Source organism: Acidocella aromatica (assembly GCF_014201825.1).
GTDB classification, from domain to species: Bacteria; Pseudomonadota; Alphaproteobacteria; order Acetobacterales; family Acetobacteraceae; genus Acidocella; species Acidocella aromatica.
The window spans coordinates 384,982-405,725 of the sequence record NZ_JACHFJ010000001.1; the positions used below are offsets into that span (position 1 = coordinate 384,982).

The 20,744-nt window shown below is 63.8% G+C and carries 25 protein-coding genes; 12 read left to right on the plus strand and 13 right to left on the minus strand.

Annotated features, from left to right (window positions below; all coding sequences use genetic code 11):
* Positions 1 to 36 precede the first annotated feature (36 nt).
* Together HNP71_RS01950 and HNP71_RS14055 are read right to left on the minus strand one after the other, a co-directional pair.
* Positions 37 to 642 carry a LysR substrate-binding domain-containing protein gene (locus HNP71_RS01950; RefSeq protein ID WP_221246565.1) on the minus strand — a complete coding sequence of 202 codons (606 nt, stop codon included), beginning with the start codon at positions 640 to 642 and terminating at the stop codon, positions 37 to 39.
* 120 nt (positions 643 to 762) lie between these two features.
* Positions 763 to 885 carry a LysR family transcriptional regulator gene (locus HNP71_RS14055; protein WP_221246566.1) on the minus strand — a complete coding sequence of 41 codons (123 nt, stop codon included), beginning with the start codon at positions 883 to 885 and terminating at the stop codon, positions 763 to 765.
* Positions 886 to 1,091: 206 nt separating this feature from the next.
* Between HNP71_RS14055 and HNP71_RS01955 the strand changes: the two genes are divergently transcribed.
* From HNP71_RS01955 to HNP71_RS01965, 3 genes are all read left to right on the plus strand, one after another.
* Entirely contained in the window at positions 1,092 to 1,367 is a 276-nt protein-coding gene (locus tag HNP71_RS01955; RefSeq protein ID WP_183265146.1) for a hypothetical protein, read from the plus strand.
* 132 nt (positions 1,368 to 1,499) lie between these two features.
* Positions 1,500 to 2,654 (plus strand): DUF47 family protein, encoded by a 1,155-nt coding sequence (locus tag HNP71_RS01960; RefSeq protein ID WP_183265147.1) that lies wholly within the window; start codon positions 1,500 to 1,502, stop codon positions 2,652 to 2,654.
* 10 nt (positions 2,655 to 2,664) lie between these two features.
* Entirely contained in the window at positions 2,665 to 3,669 is a 1,005-nt protein-coding gene (locus tag HNP71_RS01965) for an inorganic phosphate transporter (RefSeq protein ID WP_183265148.1), read from the plus strand.
* On the opposite strand, the gene eutC is transcribed toward HNP71_RS01965, so the two are convergent.
* Positions 3,666 to 4,409 (minus strand): ethanolamine ammonia-lyase subunit EutC, encoded by a 744-nt coding sequence (gene eutC, locus HNP71_RS01970; protein WP_183265149.1) that lies wholly within the window; start codon positions 4,407 to 4,409, stop codon positions 3,666 to 3,668. The genes HNP71_RS01965 and eutC overlap by 4 nt on opposite strands.
* On the minus strand, positions 4,399 to 5,799 hold the full coding sequence (locus HNP71_RS01975) for an ethanolamine ammonia-lyase subunit EutB (RefSeq protein ID WP_183265150.1): 1,401 nt from the start codon (positions 5,797 to 5,799) through the stop codon (positions 4,399 to 4,401). Before HNP71_RS01975 ends, eutC begins: the two co-directional genes overlap by 11 nt.
* 273 nt (positions 5,800 to 6,072) lie before the next feature.
* Between HNP71_RS01975 and HNP71_RS01980 the strand changes: the two genes are divergently transcribed.
* From HNP71_RS01980 to HNP71_RS01990, 3 genes are all read left to right on the plus strand, one after another.
* Positions 6,073 to 6,882, plus strand: coding sequence for a sulfotransferase family protein (locus HNP71_RS01980; RefSeq protein WP_183265151.1), 810 nt, complete (start codon positions 6,073 to 6,075; stop codon positions 6,880 to 6,882).
* A gap of 3 nt (positions 6,883 to 6,885) precedes the next feature.
* The gene (locus HNP71_RS01985) at positions 6,886 to 7,932 is read left to right on the plus strand and encodes a glycosyltransferase family protein (protein WP_183265152.1); all 1,047 of its coding nucleotides are present in this window, start codon (positions 6,886 to 6,888) and stop codon (positions 7,930 to 7,932) included.
* 341 nt (positions 7,933 to 8,273) lie between these two features.
* Complete coding sequence (locus tag HNP71_RS01990; RefSeq protein ID WP_183265153.1) at positions 8,274 to 8,690, plus strand: GFA family protein; 417 nt, start codon at positions 8,274 to 8,276, stop codon at positions 8,688 to 8,690.
* Positions 8,691 to 8,696: 6 nt separating this feature from the next.
* On the opposite strand, the gene HNP71_RS01995 is transcribed toward HNP71_RS01990, so the two are convergent.
* On the minus strand, positions 8,697 to 9,029 hold the full coding sequence (locus HNP71_RS01995) for a hypothetical protein (RefSeq protein ID WP_183265154.1): 333 nt from the start codon (positions 9,027 to 9,029) through the stop codon (positions 8,697 to 8,699).
* A 375-nt stretch (positions 9,030 to 9,404) separates the two neighbouring features.
* Between HNP71_RS01995 and HNP71_RS02000 the strand changes: the two genes are divergently transcribed.
* The 3 genes from HNP71_RS02000 to queC are packed head-to-tail and all read left to right on the plus strand — an operon-like array spanning position 9,405 to position 11,417.
* On the plus strand, positions 9,405 to 10,100 hold the full coding sequence (locus HNP71_RS02000; protein ID WP_183265155.1) for a VIT1/CCC1 transporter family protein: 696 nt from the start codon (positions 9,405 to 9,407) through the stop codon (positions 10,098 to 10,100).
* A 26-nt stretch (positions 10,101 to 10,126) separates the two neighbouring features.
* Complete coding sequence (locus tag HNP71_RS02005) at positions 10,127 to 10,666, plus strand: cytochrome b (protein ID WP_183265156.1); 540 nt, start codon at positions 10,127 to 10,129, stop codon at positions 10,664 to 10,666.
* A gap of 43 nt (positions 10,667 to 10,709) precedes the next feature.
* Positions 10,710 to 11,417: a 7-cyano-7-deazaguanine synthase QueC gene (queC, locus tag HNP71_RS02010; protein ID WP_183265157.1), complete on the plus strand. Its 708-nt coding sequence runs from the start codon at positions 10,710 to 10,712 to the stop codon at positions 11,415 to 11,417.
* Here queC and HNP71_RS02015 read toward each other — a convergent pair.
* The 3 genes from HNP71_RS02015 to HNP71_RS02025 are packed head-to-tail and all read right to left on the minus strand — an operon-like array spanning position 11,405 to position 13,350.
* On the minus strand, positions 11,405 to 11,764 hold the full coding sequence (locus HNP71_RS02015) for a 6-pyruvoyl trahydropterin synthase family protein (protein ID WP_183265158.1): 360 nt from the start codon (positions 11,762 to 11,764) through the stop codon (positions 11,405 to 11,407). The two genes, queC and HNP71_RS02015, sit on opposite strands and share 13 nt — an antisense overlap.
* Positions 11,765 to 12,397 (minus strand): 7-carboxy-7-deazaguanine synthase, encoded by a 633-nt coding sequence (gene queE / locus HNP71_RS02020; RefSeq protein ID WP_183265159.1) that lies wholly within the window; start codon positions 12,395 to 12,397, stop codon positions 11,765 to 11,767.
* Positions 12,398 to 12,414: 17 nt separating this feature from the next.
* Positions 12,415 to 13,350, minus strand: coding sequence for a LysR family transcriptional regulator (locus HNP71_RS02025; RefSeq protein ID WP_183265160.1), 936 nt, complete (start codon positions 13,348 to 13,350; stop codon positions 12,415 to 12,417).
* A 113-nt stretch (positions 13,351 to 13,463) separates the two neighbouring features.
* Here HNP71_RS02025 and HNP71_RS02030 point away from each other — a divergent pair, with 113 nt between their 5' ends.
* The 3 genes from HNP71_RS02030 to HNP71_RS02040 all read left to right on the plus strand — a co-directional run bounded on the left by HNP71_RS02030 (position 13,464) and on the right by HNP71_RS02040 (position 15,306).
* On the plus strand, positions 13,464 to 14,165 hold the full coding sequence (locus HNP71_RS02030) for a pirin family protein (RefSeq protein ID WP_183265161.1): 702 nt from the start codon (positions 13,464 to 13,466) through the stop codon (positions 14,163 to 14,165).
* A gap of 40 nt (positions 14,166 to 14,205) precedes the next feature.
* Positions 14,206 to 14,805 carry an NAD(P)H:quinone oxidoreductase gene (gene wrbA, locus HNP71_RS02035; RefSeq protein ID WP_183265162.1) on the plus strand — a complete coding sequence of 200 codons (600 nt, stop codon included), beginning with the start codon at positions 14,206 to 14,208 and terminating at the stop codon, positions 14,803 to 14,805.
* A 75-nt stretch (positions 14,806 to 14,880) separates the two neighbouring features.
* The gene (locus HNP71_RS02040) at positions 14,881 to 15,306 is read left to right on the plus strand and encodes a DoxX family protein (RefSeq protein ID WP_183265163.1); all 426 of its coding nucleotides are present in this window, start codon (positions 14,881 to 14,883) and stop codon (positions 15,304 to 15,306) included.
* 22 nt (positions 15,307 to 15,328) lie between these two features.
* Here the strand turns inward: HNP71_RS02040 and HNP71_RS02045 are convergent, their stop codons facing one another.
* The 5 genes from HNP71_RS02045 to pqqB are packed head-to-tail and all read right to left on the minus strand — an operon-like array spanning position 15,329 to position 20,706.
* On the minus strand, positions 15,329 to 17,683 hold the full coding sequence (locus tag HNP71_RS02045) for a TonB-dependent receptor domain-containing protein (RefSeq protein ID WP_183265164.1): 2,355 nt from the start codon (positions 17,681 to 17,683) through the stop codon (positions 15,329 to 15,331).
* Positions 17,680 to 18,762: a pyrroloquinoline quinone biosynthesis protein PqqE gene (gene pqqE / locus HNP71_RS02050; RefSeq protein WP_183265165.1), complete on the minus strand. Its 1,083-nt coding sequence runs from the start codon at positions 18,760 to 18,762 to the stop codon at positions 17,680 to 17,682. Before pqqE ends, HNP71_RS02045 begins: the two co-directional genes overlap by 4 nt.
* Positions 18,759 to 19,037: a pyrroloquinoline quinone biosynthesis peptide chaperone PqqD gene (pqqD, locus tag HNP71_RS02055; protein ID WP_183265166.1), complete on the minus strand. Its 279-nt coding sequence runs from the start codon at positions 19,035 to 19,037 to the stop codon at positions 18,759 to 18,761. Before pqqD ends, pqqE begins: the two co-directional genes overlap by 4 nt.
* The gene (pqqC, locus tag HNP71_RS02060) at positions 19,034 to 19,783 is read right to left on the minus strand and encodes a pyrroloquinoline-quinone synthase PqqC (RefSeq protein ID WP_183265167.1); all 750 of its coding nucleotides are present in this window, start codon (positions 19,781 to 19,783) and stop codon (positions 19,034 to 19,036) included. The genes pqqD and pqqC overlap by 4 nt, the downstream gene beginning before the upstream one ends.
* Entirely contained in the window at positions 19,780 to 20,706 is a 927-nt protein-coding gene (gene pqqB / locus HNP71_RS02065; protein ID WP_183265168.1) for a pyrroloquinoline quinone biosynthesis protein PqqB, read from the minus strand. The genes pqqC and pqqB overlap by 4 nt, the downstream gene beginning before the upstream one ends.
* Between the last annotated feature and the right edge of the window lie 38 nt (positions 20,707 to 20,744).

The following is a 20,744-nucleotide window of genomic DNA, read 5'->3' on the forward strand; positions in this document are numbered from 1 at the left end:
CGTGACTCCTCTCCAAAGCGGCTTCTTAAACAATCTCTATTCGCACAATCTGGCCGCAGCGCGTAAGCCCGTGCGGATCTGCGCCAGCACGTCCTCATCGGCCTTGGATGAGTGGACCATATAAACCGAATAGGAGAAAACTGGGCTGTGGGGCACCAGCTCCAGCAGCCCCTGGGCAATGAACGGGCGTACCACGCTCATGCGAAAATAGCCGCTGCCGCCCACGGCCAGGATATAATCCAGCGCCAGCGGCCCGTGGCTGACGCTGATGCCAGCATGGGCCAGTTCGGGGTAGGCGGCCTCATACCCCGCCAGGAAATCCTCGCCCCACTCCACGCGCACATGCGTTTCGGGCGAGATCTCGCCCTCCGCCCCCGTGTTACGCACGAACACCAGTTTCTCGTCGATCAGCAGATCGTTGATCAGCCCCTGCTTCTGCTGTGTTGCGTAGACAACCGCGATATCCAGCGACCCGTTCTGCACCTGCTCCACCAGCCGAGGCGCGGAGTCTACCCGCACATTGGCGGCGATACGCGGGCATTCATCGTGCATCCACACCAGCCAGTGACGCATCAGCGGGTTCCACACGCTGAACTCCGCCCCCACGGTCACGGCCAGTTCCCTCCCCGGCGGCAGCGCCACGGACTGGCATGCCCTGTCCCACACCTGCACCAGCGTGGTGGCGAAGCGCAGGAACTTCCGCCCCTCCCGCGTCAGCTGCGCCCCTGTCTTGTTGCGGATGAATAGCGGGCGGTTGAGCTGCTACTCCAGCACGCGGATGCGCGCGCTCACGGCGGTCTGCGTCAGGTGCAGATTGGCCGCCGCGTTCACGAAACTGCCAGTCCTTACAATCTCAAGAAAAGTCCGCGCCGCGTTGATGTCCATGCCCCAACTCCTTCCTTTCCTATCCCAGGCCAAAGGGCGCGCAAGTTGGCGTACAGACCAGGTTGATTAGGCCATACATGAAAATTTTTCATCGTTATAATGCATAGAATGAATTTTACCGCTGCGGGGCGCGGGAGTAGACATTCCAGTGTCTTCTAACTGTAACACTTCAAGCCTCCGAGAACGGGGAAGAAGGAATAGAGAACATGAACAAGCATATTGTCGCTGCATGCACTGCCCTTGCCCTGGCTGGGTTTGGTCTTCCGGCTTATGCGGCGCCTAGCGTTGCCCTGTCGTCCAGCATCACGGCACACGCGGTCGCCTCGCCTGAACCCCTGACGCAAATGCGCCATGAGATCGCGGTTTTGCAGAACGAGGTAAAGGCGCTGCAAGGCAGTGGCGAGGCTTCGGACCTGACCACCCCCCGCGACGCCGCCTATAATTGGTATTATGGCAGCCGCGCTTACCTGGGCGCCGCATAAACCGCCTTCTCCCGAATTGTGAACGCAAACGTGCCGGCGCGGTTTCGCGCCGGCACGTTTGCGTTTGCGCCTTGCCCATGTGTGACGTTGACGTGACAAGGGATCGCTCCGATAAGCCGCCCGGTTCCGTTCATGTCTTCATCCAACCTCCAGAGGTGTGCCGTTCGCCAGATCGCCGTTCTGCCCTACCGCTCAATCGGCCCCTCGCTGGACGCGCCGATCGAAGTGATGCTCGTCACCTCCCGGCGCACGCGCCGCTGGGTGCTGCCCAAGGGCAACCGCATGAAGGGCCTGCCGCCCCATAGCGCCGCCGCGCGCGAGGCGTTCGAAGAAGCCGGGATCGAGGGCTCCACCTGCCCCACCCCGCTGGGCAGCTACCGCTACCGCAAATTGCTGAACACCGGCGCCTCGCTCCTAGTGGACGTGGATGTCTATCCCTTCGCGGTGACGAACGAACTGGCTGACTGGCCCGAGCAGGCTGAGCGCGAGCGGCGCTGGTTTCCTCTGGCCGAGGCGGCGAAGGCTGTGGATGAGGGGGATCTTGGCAACCTCATGCGCAGCTTTCGCAAGAGCGAGTTCGCCAACCTGAACAGAAAAACAGACCTGCGCGAGCGGATGCGGGCGGTCAAAGAAGGATTGCGTATGTTTCACTGGTTCCAGGCGCTGCTGCCCCAGCAGGGCCGCTTCTTCGAGCTGTTTGAGGCCCATGCCAAGACTCTGGTGGCGGGCAGCGGCGCGCTCACCCGCCTGCTCCAGGGCGGACAGGCGATGGACCAGCATATCCGCGAGATCCGCGAGCGCGAGGAAGAAGCCGACATCATCACCCGCGAGGTGCTGCAATCCGTGCGCCGCACCTTCCTCACGCCGTTCGACCGCGGCTCGATCACCAGCCTGATCTCGGCCATGGACGACGCCATCGACGAGATGCTGCAAACCTCCCGCGCCACCAGCCTCTACGAGGTCAGCGCCTTCGAGCCGGAGATGCGCGACATGGCGGCGATCATCGTCGACTCCGCCCGCCTGCTGGCCGAGGCTCTGCCCCTGCTGCGCAACATCCACGCCAACGCCGCCCGGCTGCACGAGCTGACCGAGCGTCTCGTGCGCCTGGAAGGCCAAGCCGACGACATCCACGCCAAGGGCCTCAAGCGCGCCTTCAAGACCCACGGCGCCACCAACCCGATGGGCTTCATCGTGGCGCGCGAGCTGTATAACCATCTAGAGAAGGTGGTCGACCGCTTCGAGGACGTGGCCAACGAGATCGACGGTCTCGTCATCGACCACGCCTGAAGAGCCTCCCATGCAGCATATGACGCTCGCTTTGCCCCTGCTGATCGGGCTGGTGGCCATGGCCCTGGCCTTCGATTACCTCAACGGCGTGCACGATGCGGCGAACTCCATCGCCACCGCCGTCTCCACCAAGCTGCTCAGCCCCGTGCAGGCGGTATTGTTCGCCGCCGTCTTCAACTTCGCCGCCTACTGGCTGTTCGGGCTCAAGGTGGCCGAAACCGTGGGCAAGGGCATCATCAGCAAGGATGTCATCACCCCCGAGGTCATCTTCGGCACGCTGGTGGGGGCGATGGTATGGAACGTCATCACCTGGTGGAAGGGCATTCCCTCCTCCTCCTCGCATGCGCTCATCGGCGGGCTGCTGGGGGCGGGCGTGACCCATGCCGGACCCAAAGCCATCGTCTGGGCCGGGGTAACCAAGACCACCACCGCCATCGTGCTCTCGCCGGTGGTCGGTTTGGTGGTCTCCATGCTGCTGATGCTGCTCACGAGCTGGCTGTTCCTGCGCGCCTCCGCCGCAGGGGCTGAGGCCATCTTCAAGAAGCTGCATCTGCTCTCGGCTGCGGCCTATTCCGTGGGCCATGGCGCCAATGACGCGCAGAAGACCATGGGCATCATCGCCGTGCTACTCTACTCGCAGGGGCTGCTTGGGCAGCATTTCCATGTTCCGGGCTGGGTGGTGCTGGGCTGCTACACGGCCATGGCCCTGGGCACGCTTACCGGCGGGTGGAAGATCATCGAGACCATGGGCAGCCGCATCACCAAGCTCGACCAGCACCAGGGCTTCTGCGCCTCGGCGGGCGGCTCGATCATGCTGTTCGCCGCCTCCACTTTCGGCATCCCGGTCTCCACCACCCATACCATCACCGGCTGCGTGGTGGGCGTCGGGGCGGCGCGCCGGGCCTCGGCCGTACGCTGGGGGGTTGCGCACCGCGTGGTTATCGCCTGGCTCATCACCATCCCCGCCTCGGCGGCGGTGGGGGCGGCGTTCTATCTGCTCGCGGCGGCGTTCTAGCCCGCCAGAGCCGCCTGGGTCTCTCCGCCCAGCAGCCCGCTCGCCTCTTTCAGCCCCACCCCGGTCAGGCCGCGGCGCAGCGCCTCGCGCATCAGCCAGGCCAGCATGTCCGCCGCCGTGGTGTAGGAGAGCCCGCCATGGGTGTGAATGTTGGAGATGCAGTTGCGCGCCGAATCCAGCGTGCCGCGCTTGGGGTTATAGGTGAGGTAAACGCCCAGGCTGTCCGACACGGTCAGCCCCGGCCGCTCGCCGATGAGCACGGCGCACAGCTTCGCGCCCAGCGCCTCGCCGATATCATCGCCCAGCGCCACGCGGGCCTGGGTGGCGATGACCGGCGGCGCGATGCGGAAGCCGGACAGCCGCTCCATCACGGCCTCGACCATCGGCACGGCGTTGTGCATCACCGCCGTGGCGGAAAGCCCGTCGGCGATCACCAACACGGCGTCGTACTCGCCACGCGGCAATTGCTCGAAACACTCAGGGGCCAGACGGCGGCCTAGATCCGGGCGGCGCAGATACTGCTCGCGCCCCTCGGCCTCGCTATGCACGCAGACAGCGCCGGGCAGCGCCGTTTTCAGCCTGGCGATGTCCAGCTTGGCGTGCACGGCATCGCGCGCCATGGCGTGGGCGAACTGGAAATCCAGCACATCCTCCACCTTCATCGCATCGCCCGCGCGGCCCAGCCCGATGCGCGCGCGGGTGGCGAGGCGCAGCTGCTCCCAGGGGTCTTCAGGCGGCATTGCGGCTATCTCCGATCAGGCGTTGCAGCACGGCGTTGGAGGGCGTGGGCAGCTTCATCCGCCCCGCCCGGTCCACCATGTCCATCTTCTCCAGCCAGACCTCGAATTCCGGGGCCGGGCGGGCGTTGAACACCGAGCGCAAATACAGAATGTCGTGGTAGGCGAGCGACTGGTAGTTCAGCATCACGTCATCCGCCCCCGGCACGGCGATGACGAAGCTCACCCCGGCGGCGGTCAGCAGCGTCATCAGCGTGTCCATGTCGTCCTGGTCGGCCTCGGCATGGTTGGTGTAGCAAACATCGCAGCCCATCGGCACGCCGAGCAGCTTGGCGCAGAAATGGTCCTCCAGCCCGGCGCGGATGATCTGCTTGCCATCGTAGAGGTACTCCGGCCCGATGAACCCGACCACGGTATTCACCAGCAGCGGCTTAAAGGCGCGGGCCACGGCATAGGCGCGGGTCTCGATGGTCTGCTGGTCCAGCCCCCAATGCGCGTCCGCCGAGAGGGCGGCGCCCTGCCCGGTCTCGAAATACATCACATCGCTGCCAATGGTGCCGCGCTTGAGGGAGAGCGCCGCGTCCTGCGCCTCGCGCAAGACGGAAAGGGTAACGCCGAACCCCTCATTGGCCTTCTGGCTACCGGCGATGGACTGGAACACAAGGTCCACCGCCCCGCCCGCCTGCATCACCTCGATGGCATTTGTCACATGCGTCAGCACGCAAGTCTGGGTGGGGATCTCGTAGCGCTGGCGCAACTCATCCAGCATGCCCAACAGTCGCAGGCAGTTCTGCACGTTGTCGGTGGCAGGGTTGATGCCGATCACGGCATCACCCGAGCCATAAAGCAGCCCGTCCAGCGTGGAGGCGGCAATGCCTTTTAGGTCGTCGGTCGGGTGGTTGGGTTGCAGGCGCGAGGAAAGCCGCCCTGGCAGCCCCACCGTGTTACGGAATTTCTTCACCACCACGCATTTGCGCGCGACCGCGATCAGGTCCTGGTTGCGCATCAGCTTGCTCACCGCCGCCACCATCTCGGGCGTTAGTCCCGGCGCCAATGCGGCCAGCATGGCGGAATCGGCCTCGTAGGAAAGCAGCCAGTCGCGGAACTGCCCAACGGTCATGTGCGAGACCGGGGCGAAGGCGGCGGCATCATGCGTATCGCAGATCAGCCGCGTGACCTCGTCCTCCTCGTAGGGGATCAGCGGCTGTTCGAGGAATATCTTTAACGGCAAATCGGCCAGCACCACGCGGGCGGCGACGCGCTCGGCATCGGAAGAGGCGGCCAGCCCCGCCAGTTCGTCGCCTGAGCGCCGGGCGGAAGCGCGGGCCAAAACGGTTTTCAGATCGGCAAAACGGTAGGTTTCCCCGCGGAAACCATGAGCAAAATTCCTCATAGGCGGATAACACCACAGGATTTTACCAAAACGCAACTCAAATTCCCTACAAGAAGCATATCGTTCCGTATCCGGCGCATGAGCAGCTTATTTGCAACAGGCGCTGCCCCTGGGGTTACACATTGTAACCATTGCGCCGCCAAACCCGCCCCACCGTCGCCGAGCCCGCTCAAAACCTGTGGAATGCTCAGGAAGATTGCGGTCTCAAGGGCGTGGCTGGCGCCAAAATCACGGCAACTTTACATCGCCGGGCTTTTTTATACCCTAGGCCAGATGAACACGCAGCGCATTCATATCATCGGCCCGCCGCGTTCGGGCACGACCATTATGCATACGCTGTTCTCGGTCTGCATGGGTGTGGATGGCGTAACCAGCCACGAAGAGCGCATTTGGCGGCGAATGCCGCATGGGGAGCGCGTGCTGGTGAGCAAATGCCCCGGCGAGGAGCGTTTCGCCTCCCCCTTGCTGAAATTCGACCGGGATTTATGGTTCATCTTCATGCTCCGCGACCCGCGCGACTTGGTGGTGAGCGGGCATGGCAGCAAGCCGGGGCGCTACTGGTCCAATCTGCGCACCTGGTACGAGGCGCTAGCGGTTTACGAGGCGATGCAGGACCACCCGCGCTTCATTACCGTGCGTTACGAAGATCTGGTCCGCACACCCGACAAGACGCAGCAGGACCTGCTCCGCCGCCTGCCGTTTCTGCAAAACGCCGTGCCCTTCAGCCAATATCAGGAACACATCCCGCAAGGCGTGCGCCAGTCAACGAAGATCGTCCAGGCCATGCGCGGCATCCGCGCCGTCTCGGCCGAGAATGTCGGGGCTTGGCAGCAGCATCTGCCACGGATCAAGGCGCATATCAGGCGCTACCCGGACCTGCCCGCCCGGCTGATCGGCCTGGGCTATGAGCAGGATGCAACTTGGGTCAAAGCGCTTGAGAGCGTACCCGCCGACAATCAGCCCAGCGTGGTGCCGGACAACCTGCCACTGCTGAAGCGCTTCCGCTGCGCCCTGCGGTTTTACGGCCATCTCCTCGTCTACCTCATGCGCCGCTACGCATGGGCGAGCCATCGCCAAGCATAAGCCATGCAAATCATTCACGTCAGCAGTTTTCCCATCACGCGGAAAAGCCCGAACCTGCACGCGGTCTCGATCAAGCTCTCCAACGGCCTGACGCGCAACGGCCATAACGTCCTCAATGTCTCGGACCGTGATGTGGCGCGGATGAGCGCCTTCGGCTACCGGCGCCTGGGCACGCGCCATGCCAACAGGGTCCTGCGCGAAATCTGCGAGATGCATCGGCCGGATCTTCTGCTGCTCGGCCATGCGGACGTCATCTCCCCCGAGACGGTGGCCGCCATCCGGCGTGACCGCCCTGCCCTGCGGGTGATCCAGTGGAATGTCGATCCGCTGTTCGAGCCCGACAATGTCGCTCGCATCAACGCCAAGCTCGATGTGGTGGACGCCACGCTGATCTCCACCGCCGGAGCGGAGCTGGAGCAGTTCCGCCGTCCGGGGCATCTCGTTGGGTTCCTGCCCAATCCGGTGGATTTCTCCATCGAGACCGCACGCAACCACGAGCGCGCCGAGCTGCCGTTCGAAGTGTTCTACGCCTGCCGCAACCCCGCCCACCCGCCCCGGTGCGTGTTCGGGCGCGACTGGAACATGAACGAGTTCTGCGCCCAACTACAGCAACTATGCCCGGAGCTGCGCATGACGCTGCCCGGCATCGCCGGACGCCCGCCGCTGAAGGGGTATGAGTTCCAGCAATCCATGTGCGAGGCCGGGATCGGCCTGAACATCAGCCGCCGCCCGGATTCCTGGCTCTACAGCTCGGACCGTCTGGCCCAGCTCGCGGGCAACGGCATGGTGGTGGCGATGGAACGCGGGACCGGCTACGAGACGCTGTTCACCGCCAAGCAGATGCTATTCGCCTCCAGCCTGGAGGAGCTTGCCACCGGGCTGCGCGCCCTGGCCGCCGATCCCGCCCAACGCATGGCCATGGCCACCGCCGGACGCGCGCGCTACCACGAGCTGTTCAACGAGCGGATCGTGGCACGCTATATCGAGCAGGTGGCGGCAGGCCCAGTTGACCCGCGCGACTACGAGTGGCCGACCCTGCTACCGGGCTGAAACATGTGAAGCATCCCCTGATGCATGAATTGCGATCGCACGCATTCTGATACGCAGGAAAACTACACATTAAAGACATAAAATATAGTTTTTGTATATTAATAACGACCCTCAAAGAATTCGCAAAATAAAGAAAATATTTTTATAAAAATTATAAAACAACCAAAAATACCGAAAATTTTTGCCATAAACAGTTTTTAATTCTTAGACGCATTCGTACTGTGCATAGAAGAGGCGCCTTGCCGCATCGGCTTGCTCGGGAAATCATAATATCCCTAGACTCGCTATCGCCGGGGCGGCAGATTCCGGCCACATCAAAAACATCAGGAGGAAATCCAGCCATGTCCATCAGCCTCGAAGGCGGCTGCGCCTGCGGCCAGATCCGTTACGAATGCACCGCCGAGCCCATCTTCACCGCGCATTGCCATTGCCGCGACTGCCAGCAAGCCTCGGGCGGGGCGATGGCCACGGTCAGCGGCGTGCCAAGCGCTGCGTTCCGCGTCACCAAGGGCGCGCCGAAATCGTTCCGCTACGCTGGCAGCAGCGGCAAGGGGCTGGACCGGAATTTCTGCCCGAATTGTGGCTCACGCCTGTTCACCAACAATGCCGGGGCGCTCCCGGATGTAACGTTCATCAATGTCGGCAGCCTGGACAATCCGTCCCAGGTCACGCCATCGATGCATATCTTCATGGCCAGCGCCCAATCTTGGGATAAGCCTGCCGACGGCTTGCCCCAGTTCCCCGGCATGCCTGGCTGATCTGACTTACCCGGCAGCCTGGGTGGCGGGGCGGTAAGCATTGGCCACCGTCTCGCCAAACGGGCCGCTATTGTGTGACTGGCCAAACGGATGCTTACGGTACGCGTCCTCAAGATGCGGGTAGCCGGACAGGATGAAGTTCTCCACACCCACCTCCTTATACTCGCGTAAGAGCCGAGTCACCCGCTGCAGACGTTGGTGGACGAACTCTGGCGGGCCCATCAACCCGCCGCGCTGCTCGTCACGCATGATGTGAACGATGAGCCGCCGCTGGCCGGCCGCTTGGTGGCGCTGGATCAGGGGCGCATCGGGGTGGACATGCCAGTGGATTTGCTCCACCCGCGCCGCCATGCTGAACAGAGCTTCGCGGGTGACGACCGGAGGCGTGCTCGCCTTCGCACAAACTTATAGAAGTTTTTTGGCCGGCGCAGTGCCTAGCCTCCACAGCGGAAATGCCGGACGGCCTCAGTTCTTCGCGAACGCTTTATACAACTCCATCGTTATAGCGATCTCCCAACCCGCCTAGATAGAGAATATTTTCCCACCTAAATGGAGCAAGATCGAATAATGAAGCATTATATGTTTATTCAATAGGCAATAATCATTAAAGCTTCCCTAGCGGGCTGATTTCCCCAAATCTTCTTCCGCTGTTACAATTTATGTTTCTATGATGCGCTGCTTCGGCAGACGTTCGGGTACAGATGAGGGCTAGTCATGCGAAACAAACACTCCGAAAACCATATGCTGGAACGGACCGGCTGGCTGCGCGCCGCCGTGCTGGGCGCGAATGATGGCATCATCTCCACCGCCAGCCTGATCCTGGGCGTGGTCTCCGCCAGCGGCGCGCGGCACGATGCCCTGGTGGCGGGCATAGCCGGGCTGGTGGCGGGCGCCATGGCCATGGCCGCTGGCGAGTATGTGTCTGTCAGCTCCCAGTCCGACACCGAAAACGCCGCCCTGGCCAAGGAGCGCGACGAGCTGGCGACCCAGCCGGAATTCGAGGTCGAGGAACTGACACAGATTTACGTCGCGCGCGGGGTGGAGCCGCCTTTGGCCCGCGAGGTGGCGCTACAGCTGATGAGCCACGACCCCCTTGGCGCCCATGCGCGCGACGAACTCGGCATCACCGAAACCAGCAGCGCCAACCCCGTCCAGGCCGCCATCGCCTCGGCACTGATGTTCTCCTCCGGCGCCGCCGCCCCGCTGCTCCTCGCCGCCTTCACGCCGATGCCGGCGCTCATGCCAACCATCGGCGTCAGCGCGCTGGTCTTCCTGGCGCTGCTCGGCGCCATCGGGGCGCAAGCGGGGGGCGCGCCCATCCTGAAACCAACATTGCGCGTCGCCTTCTGGGGCGCGCTCGCCATGGCCGCGACAACAGGCATCGGCCGCCTTTTCGACACGACCGTATAAACTATAAGCCCTCAAGGATCCCCAACATGAGCGCAGGCACCGCCACCGCACGATATGACGGCCTCACCATCTCCCTGCATTGGGCCACGGCGGCGCTGGTGGTGCTGCAATTCGCCCTGGCGGAATTCTGGGATTTCTTCCCCCGGCCCACGAAACACCTGATGGTGGTGTCGCATATGTCCTTCGGGCTGATCCTCACCGCCATCTTCGCGCTGCGCCTGTTCTGGCGGACCCGGCCCGGCCGCGTCAGCTTCCCCGCCGAGCCGGGGCTCATGGGCCGTGCGGCCAAGGGTGTGCATCACCTGCTCTACACGCTGCTGGCGCTGGAAATCCCGCTCGGCTTCTTCACACGCTGGACGGACAACCACCCCTTGAGCTTCTTCGGCCTGCTCATCCCCTCACCCTTCGGCGATTTTTCCAAGCCGGTGGGCGAGTGGGTGGACCAGATCCATGACATCACCGCCTGGAGCATCGTCGTGCTCGCGGGGCTGCATGCGCTGGCGGCGCTTTACCACCATTACAGCCTCAAGGACGGCGTGCTGCGCCGCATGCTGCCAACCGCATAACGCCGCGCTTGCCTTGGGCCCCGCCCTGCGGTCTAACGCGAACATGAGCGAACAGACTGCCCTCGTCCTGTTCTCGGGCGGCCAGGATTCCACCACCTGCCTCGCCTGGGCGCTGGACCGCTTCGACCACGTCGAGACCATCGGCTTTGATTACGGCCAGCGCCACCGTGTGGAGTTGGAGCTGCGGCGAAATGTGCGCGCCGCCATCGCCCCGCGCTTCCCCACCTGGGCGGCCAAGCTGGGCGAGGATCATCTGGTGGACCTCACCGTGCTCGGCCAGATCAGCGACACGGCGCTGACCCAGGATGTCGCCATCGCCATGCGGGCCGACGGGCTGCCCAACACCTTCGTGCCCGGGCGGAATCTGGTCTTCATGAACTTCGCCGCCACCATCGCGTATCGGCGCGGGGCGAAACATCTCGTCACCGGCGTGTGCGAGACGGATTATTCCGGCTACCCCGATTGCCGCGACGACACGATGAAGGCCATGCAGCTTGCCCTGAATCTGGGCATGCAGGCGCGCTTCGTCATCCACACGCCGCTGATGTGGATCGACAAGGCGCAGACCTGGAAGCTGGCTGAGCAGCTCGGCGGCGAAGCGCTGGTGGAGTTGATCCGCGACGAGACCATCAGCTGCTATAACGGCGACACCACGCAGCTTCACGATTGGGGCATGGGCTGTGGCACCTGCCCCGCCTGCCAGCTACGCGCCCAGGGCTGGGCCGCGTTTCAGGGCAGTCACCCCGCGTAGCAGCATTTATCGCCGCTCGCCTCGCGGTACACACACACACGCGCCAAACCGGGGAGCTTGGGCTGGACCTTGCGCCAGATCCACATGGCAAGGTTCTCCATCGTCGCCGGACCAAGATCGGCAATCTCGTCGAGGAAATGATGATCGAGCTGCTCGCGCACCTCGGCCAGCACGCGCTCGAAAATGCCGAGATCCAGCAGCATGCCGCTTTGCGGGTCTGGCTCGCCGCGCAGCATCACCTCGGCGTGGTAGGTGTGGCCGTGGATGCGCCGGCTGGGCTCGGCATCCACCACGCGAATGAGCGTATGCGCCGCTTCGAAGTAAAACCGTTTCGAGAGTTCGATCATCTAGGGAATTCCAAGCACTTTATGGGTCTGCACGCTGAGCCGCCAGCGCGGATGCGCGAGGCAATAGGCGATGGCCGAGGCGGTGTTCGCCGCGCGGTCGGGGCCATCCATAGGTTGCAGCAAGAAGTTTTTGAACGCCATGCCAACGAAGGATGCAGGATCGACACCCGGCTGCGGATAGACGAGCTTCAGCTCATCTCCCGCCGTGAGCTGCAATGGCGCATCAGCCTTGGGGCTGACGCAGACCCAATCCAGCCCCGGCGGCGACGCGACGGTGCCGTTGGTCTCAACCGCGATCTCGAACCCCTGGGCATGCAGTGCCGCGATCAGGTCTTCATCCACCTGCAACAGCGGCTCGCCGCCGGTGAGCACCACGAGCCGGTTGCCCGCCTCGCCCGTCCAGGCCTGGGCAATGGAAGCCGCCAGCGCCTCGGCCGTGGCGAAGCGCCCGCCGCCCTCTCCATCCGTGCCGATGAAATCGGTATCGCAGAACTGGCAGACGGCCTTGGCGCGGTCTTCCTCGCGCCCGCTCCACAGATTGCAGCCCGCAAAGCGGCAGAACACCGCCGGGCGACCAGCATTCAGCCCCTCGCCTTGCAGCGTGTAGAAGATTTCCTTGATGGCGTATGACATGGTGATTGCCGTGGCTCCTAAGCCCTCGGCTCCGGCAAATCAACTCGCGACCACGGGGCCGCGCTGAAGCAGTCGGCCAGATAGTCCAGCAGCACCGTTACTCTGGCGGGGCGCAGGGCGCTGGGCGGGGTGACGAGGTTAAGTGCGATGGGTGCAATCTCCCAGCCCGGCAATACCTCCTCCAGCCGTCCCTCCGCCAGTTCACGCCAAACCATGAACTCGGGCTGGAGCGCCATGCCCTGCCCCGCCAGCAGGACCGGCCCCAGAGCGTCGGCGTTATTGGCCCGCAGGCGCCCGCGCATGGTCACGGCATAATCTCCCTCGCGCGCATGGCGGAACCGCCACACACCCGGAGAGGCCGTGCCGGTGTAGATCAGCCCGGCATGGGCCACGAGTTCGCGCGGGTGGTTCGGTCGGCCAAAGCGGTCGAGATAGGAGGGCGCGGCCACCAAGGGGCGGCGCACGGTACAGAGGCGGCGGCCGCGCAGCGAGGAATCCGCCAGGGCGGCAATGCGCAGGGCGGCATCGAACCCCTCGGCCACCAAATCCACCAACTCGTCGCTCAGTTGCAGGTCGATATCCACTTCCGGGTAGCGGTCCAGAAAGGCGGGCAGAACCGGGGCCAGATGCCGCATACCAAAAGACATCGGCGCCGAGAGGCGAACCAGCCCGCTTGGGTTAAGTGACTGCGCCGACGCTTCGGCCTCCGCCGCCTCGCCCTCGGCCAGGATCCGGTTCGCACGCTCCAGCGCCCCGCGTCCCGTCTCGGTGAGCGAAAGCCTGCGCGATGTGCGGTGCAGCAGCATCGTGCCCAGCCGCTGCTCCAGCCGGGAGATGGCCTTGGACACGGTGGGCTTGGACAAGCCCAGCTCCTCCGCCGCCCGGACGAATGAGCCCGTTTCGGCGACTTTGGCGAACACCGCCCAGGCCTCGAAATCAGGCAACCGCATCATGCAATTTCCAGAACCGATCTGTTTCCGTCATTTCTGTTTTAAATCACCATCCGCATCCCTATTTCAATCCCAGAGCAAGGCCAGCAGGGCCTTCCAGACAAGGAGTGTTGAAAATGATCGAGCTGCGCCCATTCAAAAACCTCGGCGGTGCCAATCACGGATGGCTCGACGCCAAGCACCATTTTTCCTTCGCCGAATACCATGACCCCAACCGCATGGGGTGGGGGCTGCTGCGTGTGTGGAACGACGACACCATCGCCCCAGGCACGGGTTTTCCACCTCATCCACACGCGAACATGGAAATCATCACCTATGTCCGCAAGGGGGCGATCACGCATCGCGACCACCTGGGCAATCTCGGCCGCACCGAGGCGGGCGACGTACAGGTGATGTCCGCCGGCACCGGGATCACCCATAGCGAATACAACATGGAGAAGGAACCGACGCAGATCTTCCAGATCTGGATCCGCCCGAGCAGCCGCGGCCACGGGCCGAGCTGGGGCACCAAGCCCTTCCCCAAGGGCGAGCGCGCGGGCAAGTTCATCGTGCTGGCCTCGGGCTTTGCCGAGGATACCGACGCCCTGACGATCCATAGCGATGCGCGCCTGCTTGGCGCCACGCTGAAGGCCGGTGAGACCCTTGACTACAAGCTCGGCGCCGACCGCCTGGGTTACCTCGTGTCCGCCAAGGGAAGTGTGCAAATCAACGGTGTGGCCGTGCATGAGCGCGACGGCGCGGCCATCGATATGCTAGACAATCTGCGTGTCACGGCCCTGGAGGATGCGGAGATCGTCCTCGCCGATGTGGCAGCCTGAACGCGATGCTTTCGTTTCATAAAGGGTAAAGGAGACGCTCATGAGCAAGGTTCTGGTTCTGTATTATTCCACCTACGGTCATATCGAGCAGATGGCCGAAGCCGTGGCGGCGGGGGCTGCCGAGGCCGGCGCGACGGTGACGCTGAAGCGCGTGCCGGAAACCGCACCCGAGGCCGTGGCCAAGGCCGGGCATTTCAAGCTCGACCAGAAGGCCCCCGTGGCCACGGTTGCGGAACTCGTCGATTACGACGCCATCATCGTCGGCGCGCCGACGCGCTTTGGCCGCATGCCCTCGCAGATGGCGAGCTTCCTCGACCAGGCCGGTGGGCTATGGGCGCGCGGCTTGCTCAACGGCAAGGTTGGCTCCGCCTTCACCTCCACCGCCACCCAGCATGGCGGGCAGGAAGTGACGCTGTTCTCCACCATCACCAATCTTCTGCATTTCGGCATGGTGATCGTCGGCCTGCCCTACAGCTTCCAGGGCCAGATGAAGCTTGACGAAATCACCGGCGGCAGCCCCTACGGCGCCACCACCATCGCCGGTGGCGATGGCAGCCGCCAACCCAGCGAAAACGAACTCGCCGGTGCGCGCTACCAGGGCAAGCATGTGGCGGAAATCGCCAACAAGCTTTTCGGCTAAAGCCTGAATACCGGGAGGTGGCAAACGCCATCTCCCACCCCATTCCCTCACAATTCGCAATTCAAGGAGACCGCCATGTTCAAGTATGGTGCGGAGAAGTTTTCTGACGAGCTGATTCTGGCCGCTCGTTTTCTGCTGGTGCTGCTGTACCTGATCTTCGGCTGGCAGAAGATCACCGATTATGCCGGAACCGTTGCCTATATGGCGCAGACCGGCGCGCCCGTCCCCGGCATTTCCGCCGTCATCGCCATCATCATGGAATTGTTCGTCTCCGCGGCCATCGTGCTTGGCGTCTTCACCCGCCCGCTGGCGCTGCTGCTGATGGCGTACACCCTCGGCACCGGGATTATCGGGCATCATTACTGGAACATGACCGGCATGGCGCAGTTTGAGAACATGATCAATTTCTACAAGAACGTGAGCATCATGGGCGGACTGCTGCTGCTCTACGTAACCGGCAGCGGGAAATATTCCATCGACCGCCTGCTGCAATACGGCTGATCACAAAAGGCTCAGGGCTGCGCTACAGCTTGTAGCGCAGCCCCACATACACGCCAATCGGCGCGCCGATGGAATAGCTGCGCGGGTTGGAATAATTCGGGGCCTGCGCCACATATACCCCGCCATTGCCCGAGGTGGGTGAGAACGTGCCGTAAGCGTAGTAGGTTTGGTCGAGCAGGTTCTCGATGGTGCCGAAGACCTGCAACCGCCGCGTTACCCAGTAGCTGGAGGTGAGGTTGAGCACCACCGAACCAGGCAGCGGTTTTTGCAGATTGGCGGCATCCCCGGCGAGGTACTGGCTGCTCTGGGCCGTACCGTTCAGTCCGATGCTCCAGCGCGGCGTGATATCGTAGGTGACACCAGCCTTGACGACATGGCGTGGCACACCGGGCAGGTGGTCACCAGGGTAAACGGTAGTGTTACCATTGGGGTCGGCGCCGGGATTATAGGCCGAGGAAACAATGTACTGGGTCTGATATGTGGCGTCGGTGAAGCTGTAGTTGAGATAAGCGTGCCAGCGCGCCGCCTCGTAGCCCAGCCCCAGCTCCACCCCCTGGCGCCTCACATTGCCGATATTGGCGAAATACCCCGCCCCCTGAGGGTTGAGTGGCGATTGCAGGAACTCGATATCGTCATTGGTAACGGAGCGGTACAAATCCAGCGTGTAAGTGAGCAGCCCGCCGCCCGGCGCCAAGGTGATACCCCGCAGCCCTGCCTGCACCTCGCGCGTGACAAGCTGCTTCAGCGGCGGGTCGCCGGACATGAAATTCGCCATGGTGCAGGCATCTTCCGGGCTGGCGCAGGAGAGTTCCGCGGGCGTGGGCGCCGCGTTCTGCTCGGACCATCCGGCATAGGCCGTGAGTTCCGGGGTGAGCTGGTAGCTCAAGCCCACAGCCGGGTTGAAATGCGAAAAGTAGTGCTGCCCATTCAGCCCCCCACCCGCGGCGTTGGGGTCGGCGGGGAGCTGGTTGTGTAAGTCGATCTGCGCGAGGTTCAGCCGCCCGGCGGCGGTGAGGCTGAGTCGGTTGGTGAGGTCGAAGGTGTCGGACAGATACGCCCCGTAATACACGTTGCGGATGCCCACGCGGGTTGGCACCGTGCCTGGCTCGTCCACTGCGTAACCCGGATTGGGCGCGCCGGACGGCGTGTAATACACGCGGCTGTTAAGCCCGAGGGCACCGTCATAGGCCACGGCCCCATACATGGTATAGGCGCCGTCCAGGCTCAGGCCGGCGGTAAGCGTGTTGCCATGCCCCAGCAGCTTGGCGGTGTTGGTGAACTGCCCGGCCAAGCCAAACGCATTGGTGTTGGTGCTGTTCTCGGCAAGCTGGCCGTAATTCACGGCATTGTCGCCCAGATAAGCCGGGATCGGCGCCCCGCCGACGCCGGTGGCCACGGTGCCATCGCCCTGGCACAGATAGCCCTCATTAGGCCCGGGGCCGCAGGGGGTGTCGTTGGGGCCGTTGCCGTTGGTCAGCCCCTCGTGCAAATTCTCGATATAGCCTGTGAGGTTCATGCTCAGCGTATTGCTGAAGCGGTGGCTCAGCGTGGCGGCGAGCTTCACGTATTTATCGTCAATACGGTTGGGGCCGGTGAACTGCGCGGAGGGATCGAGGTTCAGTACATCCTCCGGAACCGAGCCGGGGCCGTTGAGCGCCGAATGCGCCACCGTCACGTTAATATGCAGTTCAGTATTGTCGCCGCGCCAGCCGAGATCGCCGTAGAAGTTCTGGATATCGGAGGATTGGCCATCGCGCCAACCGCCCTCATGCGTGGCGGAGACATCGAGATAGGCCGCCGTGTTACCGCGCTGGCCCCCGTATTCCAGATTGCCCTCAACGCGCCCGAACGAGCCGCCGGAAAGCGAGATCTCGCCGCCCGGATCGGTGAAGCCGTTCTTCATCCGCACATCGACGGCCCCACCCAAGGCATTCAACCCGTCGGCCGGGTTGCCATCCTGTACCGAGAGCGAGGCAATGGCCTCGTTAGGCAGGAGCGACCATATGGCTATATCGCCGAACGGAGCGTTGAAGCGCGCGCCGTCGACATAGACCGACAGCCCCGCAGGCGTGCCCTGGATCGGGGAGATCTCGAAGCCATGATAGAAGATATCCGCCTGATACGGGTTGCCCTGGCTCTGCGTCTGCGTCACGCCGGGCAGTTCCTGGGTCAGTGCCTCGGTAAGGCTGGCGGTGCCGTTGGGCTTGAGTTGGCTGCGGTTTAGCGTGTGGACGGGATGCGGCCATTTGCGCTCGTCGATAACCGCACCCGCCGCCGGGGCGGTATGGACCACGATTTCGCCCGGCACCGCCTGCTCCTGCGCCCAGGCGGGCGCCGCTCCCGCCAGCAGGATCAGCGGAAGCCCCGCGTATCTCACGGCCGGCGATACCTGAAGTCCGGCGGCGGGGCGGCGGCTTCGGCCAGGGCGGCCTCGCGGATGCGCGCATGGTGCGGCGAGCGGTGGCAGACCGGGTCGGTGGCGGTGGCATCGCCCACCAAGGCCAGCGCCTGACAGCGGCAACCGCCAAAATCCACGTCCCGCCGGTCGCAGGAGCGGCAGGGCTCCTGCATCCATTCCGTGCCACGGAAGCGCTGGAAGGCGTCGCTGGCGTCCCAGATCGCACCAAGCTCCCGCTCGCCCGCGCGCTCGAAGCTCATGCCGGGAATGGAATCCGCCGCATGACAGGGCAGCACACGGCCATCCGGCGCGATGTTGATGAACCGGCTGCCCCAGCCGTCCATACAGGTTTTCGGCAGATCGGCGTGCAGGTCGGGCAGCACATAGTCGATGACCAGCTGCCCGCGCAGCGCCTCGCGCCGCTCGGCCACGATGGCATCGGCCCGCGCGAGTGCCGCCTCATCCGGGATCAGCGCCGCGCGGTTGGCCAACGCCCAGCCATGATACTGCACATGCGCGACTTCCAGCCGCCCCGCGCCAAGTTCCACGGCGAGGTTGATGATCTCGTCCAGACGGTTGAGATTCTGCCGGTGAACCACGGCATTCAGCGTCAGCGCCATGCCGAGTTGCGGCACCAGCCGGGCCACCTCCAGCTTCTTCGCATGCGCGCCTTCATAGGCGGCGATGCGGTCGGCGCTTTGCGCATCCGCGCCCTGGATGCTCACCTGCACATGGTCCAGCCCCGCCTCGGCCAGAATGCGCAGCTTGGCTTCATCCAGCAGCACTGCAGAGGTGATGAGATTGGTATACAACCCAACCTTGCTGGCGTGGGCGACAAGTTCAGGCAGGTCGCGCCGCAAGGTGGGTTCGCCACCGGAGAAATGGATTTGCAGCACGCCGAGCGCGGCGGCCTCATCCATCACGGCTTTCCAGAAATCCGTGTCCCGCTCGGCATTGGCCTTGAGCAGTTCCAGCGGGTTGGAGCAGTAGGGGCATTGCAGCGGGCAGCGATGTGTCAGCTCCGCCAGCAACGCCATCGGCGGCGGATGGGTGGTCATGCGGTGATCATTCCCTTGTCGCGCAGGTCGGCGAGCAGTTCCAGAACGTCCGCCTGCACCGTTTCCACTTCGGTTTCGTATTGCTTGGCCAATGCGGCGCAGAGTGCATCTATGGCCGTGGCGCCATCGAGTTTCTCCAGCACCGCGTTGGCAATGTCGTCCAGCACCAGCACGCGCTCCGGAGCCAGCAGGATATGCTGACCACGGGCGGCGTCATAGCGGCGGCGCACGCCCGGCTTCAGGCGCGGCACCGCCTCAAGGGCGAGCGCGGTCATGCCGCGACGGGCAGCGACAGTGCTTCGGAGAGAAACGCCCCGGCCGGGATCATCCCTGGCGTGACATAGGCCATGTAGAGCGCATCGAGCTGCGCCCAGAGCAGATCGCATTTAAAGCGCAACGCGCCGAGTGCCGCCTGCTGCTGCTCCACCGTGCGCGCGTGCGTCTTCACGTAGTTCAGCGCGAAATCGGCATCGCGCGGGGCCTGATGCAGACGGGCATTGAAATAGACCAGCGTGTCGCGGTCCACGAAATCGTAATTCGCCAGCATCCCGGCCACACGTTCAGAAATGATGGTCGGCGAGAACATCTCGGTCAGCGAGGACGCCACCGCCTCCAGCAGTGAGCGCTCGCGCACGAAACTCACATAGGCATCCACCGCGTAACGGGTGATGGGCAGGATGGCGCGGCAGGATTCCACCAACTCCGCATCCAGCCCCACCCCTGTGGCCAGGCGCAGCCAGCGGGCGATGCCGCCATCGCCGGGCGCATCGCCGTCATGGTCTACCAGGCGCTGACGCCAAGCGCGACGGGATTCGGCGTCGGGGAAGCGCCCGACGATCAGCGCGTCCTTCCGAGGAATGCTGCACTGATAGTAATAACGGTTCAGCGCCCAGGCCTGCACCTGCTCGCGCGTGCATCCACCGGAATGCAGCATCTTATGGAACGGATGCAGATTGTGGTAATGTTTCGCGCCAATCTCGCGCAGCGCGGCTTCAAGCTCATGATCGTTCAGCAGCTTCATGTCGTTACCTCCATACCGTCATACGCGACTTCCCAGCCGGCGGCACGGACTTGCGCGGCCTCCGAGCTGTCATCGCATAAAATCGGGTTCGTATTATTTATATGTATTAAGATGCGCCGCCCCAGCTTTACAGGTGCGAAGGAGGCGATCGTCCCGGTTTCACCGGAGACACTGATGTGACCCATGCGGGTCCCGCTCTTATGGCCCAGACCGGCGTTGATCATTTCGTTGTCATGCCAGAGCGTGCCATCGAAAAACAAAAGATCCGCGCCATCAACACGGATGCGGAGCGCATCCGTCACGGCGTTGCAGCCGGGGATGAAGACGAGGCGATGCCCAGTGGCATCGGTAATGTCGAGACCTATCACCGCATCGGGCGAAAGCAGCTCCTCGATATTGTCGCTGGCCTCGGTATAGAGCGGCACCTTGCCGCCCACCCGGAACGGCGTGACGGTCAGGCCCAGCGGCTCGCCGCGCGCATCGCGGATTTCCTCGGTAGCACCCGCATCCAACACGCGGCGCGGCACGCGCGGGCCGGGCAGAACGTCGAAGATCACGTTGCGGTGCAGGATATCCAGCACCGAAGCCGGACCGTACAGGCCGAATTCGTGCCCCTCGCGCAGCGAGAGCAGGCCGGTGATGCAATCGACATCCGCCCCGGTGAGCACCACCGCCGCAATGGGCGAGCCGCGCAGCATGCCTGGCTTGGGGTGCAGGCAGGGAGCTTGGTTAATCTGGTTGGGCAAATCGGGGCTGGCGTTCAGCAGCACCCAGCGATCGCCATCGGCGGACACGGCCAGCGAGGCCTGCGTACGTGGCTTGGCCTGCGGATCACCCGTGCGGGCGCGGCGGCAATTGGCGCAGCCGCAATTCCATTGCGGGAACCCACCTCCCGCTGCGGCGCCGAGTACCCGGACCTTCATTACGATTGCCTGAGAGGAGGGTTACCCGGCGCCATGCT

Coding starts and splice junctions, on each gene's coding strand:
- HNP71_RS02005 (WP_183265156.1), top strand. CDS start 10,127: ATGAGCGCAGGCACCGCCACCGCACGATATGACGGCCTCACCATCTCC.
- HNP71_RS01975 (WP_183265150.1), bottom strand. CDS start 5,799: ATGAGGAATTTTGCTCATGGTTTCCGCGGGGAAACCTACCGTTTTGCC.
- HNP71_RS01965 (WP_183265148.1), top strand. CDS start 2,665: ATGCAGCATATGACGCTCGCTTTGCCCCTGCTGATCGGGCTGGTGGCC.
- queC (WP_183265157.1), top strand. CDS start 10,710: ATGAGCGAACAGACTGCCCTCGTCCTGTTCTCGGGCGGCCAGGATTCC.
- HNP71_RS02040 (WP_183265163.1), top strand. CDS start 14,881: ATGTTCAAGTATGGTGCGGAGAAGTTTTCTGACGAGCTGATTCTGGCC.
- eutC (WP_183265149.1), bottom strand. CDS start 4,409: ATGCCGCCTGAAGACCCCTGGGAGCAGCTGCGCCTCGCCACCCGCGCG.
- HNP71_RS01985 (WP_183265152.1), top strand. CDS start 6,886: ATGCAAATCATTCACGTCAGCAGTTTTCCCATCACGCGGAAAAGCCCG.
- HNP71_RS02025 (WP_183265160.1), bottom strand. CDS start 13,350: ATGATGCGGTTGCCTGATTTCGAGGCCTGGGCGGTGTTCGCCAAAGTC.
- pqqB (WP_183265168.1), bottom strand. CDS start 20,706: ATGAAGGTCCGGGTACTCGGCGCCGCAGCGGGAGGTGGGTTCCCGCAA.
- HNP71_RS02000 (WP_183265155.1), top strand. CDS start 9,405: ATGCGAAACAAACACTCCGAAAACCATATGCTGGAACGGACCGGCTGG.
- wrbA (WP_183265162.1), top strand. CDS start 14,206: ATGAGCAAGGTTCTGGTTCTGTATTATTCCACCTACGGTCATATCGAG.
- pqqC (WP_183265167.1), bottom strand. CDS start 19,783: ATGAAGCTGCTGAACGATCATGAGCTTGAAGCCGCGCTGCGCGAGATT.
- HNP71_RS14055 (WP_221246566.1), bottom strand. CDS start 885: ATGGACATCAACGCGGCGCGGACTTTTCTTGAGATTGTAAGGACTGGC.
- HNP71_RS01960 (WP_183265147.1), top strand. CDS start 1,500: ATGTCTTCATCCAACCTCCAGAGGTGTGCCGTTCGCCAGATCGCCGTT.
- HNP71_RS01980 (WP_183265151.1), top strand. CDS start 6,073: ATGAACACGCAGCGCATTCATATCATCGGCCCGCCGCGTTCGGGCACG.
- HNP71_RS01955 (WP_183265146.1), top strand. CDS start 1,092: ATGAACAAGCATATTGTCGCTGCATGCACTGCCCTTGCCCTGGCTGGG.
- HNP71_RS02030 (WP_183265161.1), top strand. CDS start 13,464: ATGATCGAGCTGCGCCCATTCAAAAACCTCGGCGGTGCCAATCACGGA.
- HNP71_RS02015 (WP_183265158.1), bottom strand. CDS start 11,764: ATGATCGAACTCTCGAAACGGTTTTACTTCGAAGCGGCGCATACGCTC.
- queE (WP_183265159.1), bottom strand. CDS start 12,397: ATGTCATACGCCATCAAGGAAATCTTCTACACGCTGCAAGGCGAGGGG.
- HNP71_RS01990 (WP_183265153.1), top strand. CDS start 8,274: ATGTCCATCAGCCTCGAAGGCGGCTGCGCCTGCGGCCAGATCCGTTAC.
- pqqE (WP_183265165.1), bottom strand. CDS start 18,762: ATGACCACCCATCCGCCGCCGATGGCGTTGCTGGCGGAGCTGACACAT.
- pqqD (WP_183265166.1), bottom strand. CDS start 19,037: ATGACCGCGCTCGCCCTTGAGGCGGTGCCGCGCCTGAAGCCGGGCGTG.